Here is a 3,760-nt window from a genome sequence, read left to right on the forward strand (position 1 = left end):
GTGGCTGCGCGGCAGCCGGGTCCCTCGCTGGCTCCCCCTGGCCCCACGGGCGGACCAGGCCCCACAGCAGGAAGACGCCGAGCGCGGCCAGCAGCACGGTGCCGTCCAGGCCCCAGGACTCCAGGGTGAGCCAGATTCCCGACGCACCGTTGCGCCGGGAGACCGCGAGCATCTCGTCGCCGCTCACCCCCGCGAAGGTGCCGCCGGACACCCAGACGAGCTTCATCCCCGCGTAGGGGACAAAGGCCGCCGTCCCGGCACAGGCGGCGAGCTGGACCGGCCGGGAGGCCGCGGAAGGGGCCCGCACCGCGGCCGCGGCGGCCGGGCGGCGGCCGGACTGTGCCGCGGCCGCGAGCAGCAGGGCCCCGACGGCTGCCAGCGCGTGGTGCGCGGCGGCCACCGCACTGTCCACCCCCTGGCCGAACACGAGGGTGATGACGTCCATCAGCAGGCCGAACGCGGCGATCCCGGCGAGCGCGCAGACCACCCGCAGCAGCCCCCGTACCGCGGGCCGCAGGCCGTACCGCACCACCGCTCCACAGGCCAGGACCGCCAGCGCCCCCACCGCCGTGAACCCCCAGTCCAGCGCCGGGGCCCCCGGGGCGCCGCCCAGGTGGAGCAGCGGCGTCCCGGTCAGCGCACATGCCAGGGCGAAGCCGGTGTACGTCACCGCCCACGCCATCGCGGCCCGGTCGGCCCAGTACGGCCGCCGCTGCCACCACACGCGCCGAGGCGCCCTCGTCGTTCCTGCCGCACCGGTCATGCACTTGAACATCGCAGGGACGCGGTGCCACGACATCAACTGCGGGGACGAGCACCTCCGTCGGTCGGGTGAGTACCTTCTACGACCCAGGTACGCCGCGCACGGCGGCACGTGCATGAATGACCCGGCGAGAATGGATCAGCGCCCTTTTGTCGGCATCGCGTGCGTGGACACCGGAACCGAAAGCACAGGGGCCCTTGATTCCTGCCGGGAATGGGTGAGGCGTAAGAGAAGACCGGGACAGGGCATCAGGGAATTGTTTCCCGTTCCCGACGGGTCAGTGGCTGCCCGCGTCATCGCCCTCGTAAGCAAGTTGGCTTTTCGCTCCGGAACGGGGCGCCGCCCCGGTTGTGGAGCGGATGCCTCCCCGATCGTGGCCCGGCTCCTCGGCCCGCCCCAGGGGCTTTCTGGCAGGAAGCAGGGAAAACGCCAGCACAGCCGCTCCGAAGAGTGCGACGAGCATGACCCAGACCGCGCCGACGTGCATGGCGTGAATGAACGCGTCATCGGCGGCGTGCGCGAGGGCGGGCCGGTGCATCGCGGTGGCGACATGCCGGGCCTGTTCGGCGGAGACCCGTACCCGGTCCTGCGCCGGCCCGGGTACCTCGCTCAGCGCGGGTTCGATCGCACGCCGGTACACGATCGACATGATCGTGCCGCCGACCGCGATCCCGATCACGCTGCCGGTCTGTCGCACGGTATTGGTGACGGCCGACCCGGCCCCGGCCCGGTCCAGCGGCAGGGAGCTGATCAACGCCGCCGTCACCGTGCCGATCACCATGCCGATCGAGAGGCCCTGGACGAACAGCAGGATCTCGATCCAGGCGAGCGGGGTGTGCAGTCCGAGGAACCCGTACGCGCCCATGGCGAGCGCCGCCGCGGTGAGCGCCGGCACGGTGACAGCGCGCAGCGACCAGCGGCGGACCAGACCCGCGCCGAGGGGAGCCCCCAGGAGCGCGCCGAGCGCGGTCGGGAGGCTGGCCAAGCCCGCCTCCATCGGCGAGAAGCCGCGTGTGCCCTGCAGGTAGAACGCGCTGTAGAAGGTGACGGCGGCTATGGCGAAGAAGAGCAGTCCGAGCGCCGCGTTGCCGCCGCCGAACGCACGTTGCGCGAGCAGCCGGGGATCGAAGCCGGGCATCCTGCTCCGCAGCTCGACGAGCACGAAAGCGACCAGCAGGCACAGCCCGACAGCGATCGGCGCCCAGACGTCCGCACGGCCCCAGGCGGCCATCTGCCCCGCACGGATCAGCCCGTAGGCCAACGCCGCGAGCCCGCTGATCGACAGCAGCATCCCGGCCGGGTCCAGCGGCCGCCGGACGGGGCTGCGGAAGTTCGGGACCAGTACGGTGATCCCGAGCAGCGCCAGGACCACGACCGGCGCGTTGACCAGAAAGACCGAGCCCCACCAGAAGTGGTCGAGGAGCAACCCCGCCAGCACCGGGCCCGCAGCCATTCCGACACCGGCGGATGTCGAGGAGATGGCGATGGCGGTGGCCCGCGCGGGACCGGTGAAGGTCCACATGAGGATGGCCAGGTTGGCGGGCACGATCAGCGCGCTGCCCACACCCATCGCGGCCCGGGCGGCGATCAGCTGGCTCGCGTCGCCCGCGTACGCCGCCCACACCGAGGACCCGGCGAAGACCACCAGGCCGGTCACGAGCACTGTCCGGTGACCGAAGCGGTCACCCAGTGCGCCCGCGGTGAACATCAGGGTGGCGAAGGCCAGGGTGTAGGAGCCCGTGGCCCATTGAAGCTCGGCCGGTCCGGCGTCCAGTCCGCGAACCGGGTCGGCGAGGGTCTCCAAGGTGGTGCTCAGGACGGTGTTGTCGAGCCAGATCAGCAGCAGACACAGCATGAGAACGGCAAGGATCAGCTGCTGCCTGGATTTCGGCAGCGTCGGGGATGCGGTCATGAATTCCCTCAGGGTGCGATCAGTAAAGACCTGACGACCGGACCGTAAGTAATAATCACGCCTCTGTCAATTCCCAAGTGCCTTAAAAATCAAAGGTTTTGACGATTGATGGAGGGCACGGCTCTGCGCCCCTGTCAATTCACGAGTGCCGTTAATGGGATGCCGATTCAGTTAATTCGGTGGGCATGAATTCACGCCTCCTGTCAATTTCCGGGCCTGCTGTTCCACCTCGCACGTCGTCCGGCCTGCTGAGGCGGCGCTGTCGCAGGGCCGTGTGGTCCTGGCCTGACGCGGGCCGGGCGAGGCCGAGGAGGTCCAGCGGCCGGCCGAAGGGCCCGCAGGACATCCCGGGCGGCCGGCCGTGGACGGTTTCCGGGTGGAGCCGGGTCTCAGGCCCGGCGGGTGAAGTCCATGGTCCAGTTCGTCGTCCAGTTGTCCCCGCCGTCGACGGAGAAGGCCTGCTCCCAGCGGGCGGTCCTGTCGGTGATGCCCGACCACAGGAAGGGCACGCGCACAATCCAGGAGCGGTTCCACCTCGACGCGCCCGGCTGGTACGCCGGCGCGGACCCGGTCCCGTTCCTCTCCGCCGTGGCCGTCGCGGTGTGGAACGGCCGTGCGCTGCACCTGCGTTACCGGCGCTGGCGGGAGCCCACGGACGTGGACCGGAGGCTGGAACCGTACGGGCTCGTCCTCAAGGCCGGGCCGATCGCCGCGCTGAACGGCGGCTGACTCTCCGGCGGGAGGGCCGCTGGGCTCAGCCCGGGTGGGGCGCTGCCCGGTGCTCCGGGCAGGGGTCGGGCCCGGCCGGCCGGCGGGACGGGCGCGCCCGTCGTCACACCGCCACGAACGTCACCGGCCCGCTGCCCGCGACCGCCTCCGCGCGGCCCAGTTTCACCAGTCGGCGCAGATGGGCCTCGGCCTCGGAGACGGCGATGTTCCGTGACCCGTAAGGGATCTGCTCCCAGGGGCGGTTCCACTCCATCCGCTCTGCCAGCTGCCACGGCGTGAGCGGTTCGGCGAGGAGGCCGAGGAGGCCGGTGAGGCGTTCCTCGTGGTGGTCGAGGAGTTCCCGCACGCGGCCCGCC

3 protein-coding genes and 1 pseudogene are annotated in these 3,760 nt (G+C 71.2%); 1 reads left to right on the plus strand and 3 read right to left on the minus strand.

Annotated elements, in window-relative coordinates:
- Together J1C73_RS34360 and J1C73_RS01490 are read right to left on the minus strand one after the other, a co-directional pair.
- The coding region (locus J1C73_RS34360; protein ID WP_242643555.1) for a hypothetical protein at nt 1–763 on the minus strand (763 nt) is incomplete at its 3' end.
- A gap of 277 nt (nt 764–1,040) precedes the next feature.
- The gene (locus J1C73_RS01490) at nt 1,041–2,675 is read right to left on the minus strand and encodes an MFS transporter (protein ID WP_242643556.1); all 1,635 of its coding nucleotides are present in this window, start codon (nt 2,673–2,675) and stop codon (nt 1,041–1,043) included.
- A 486-nt stretch (nt 2,676–3,161) separates the two neighbouring features.
- Between J1C73_RS01490 and J1C73_RS01495 the strand changes: the two genes are divergently transcribed.
- Nucleotides 3,162–3,404: a WYL domain-containing protein gene (locus J1C73_RS01495; RefSeq protein ID WP_372446636.1), complete on the plus strand. Its 243-nt coding sequence runs from the start codon at nt 3,162–3,164 to the stop codon at nt 3,402–3,404.
- A gap of 103 nt (nt 3,405–3,507) precedes the next feature.
- On the opposite strand, the pseudogene J1C73_RS01500 reads toward J1C73_RS01495, so the two are convergent.
- Nucleotides 3,508–3,760, minus strand: a pseudogene (locus J1C73_RS01500) (MBL fold metallo-hydrolase); the annotation flags it as partial.

This window comes from Streptomyces laculatispora, assembly GCF_017353455.1.
Taxonomy (GTDB): Bacteria; Actinomycetota; Actinomycetes; order Streptomycetales; family Streptomycetaceae; genus Streptomyces; species Streptomyces laculatispora.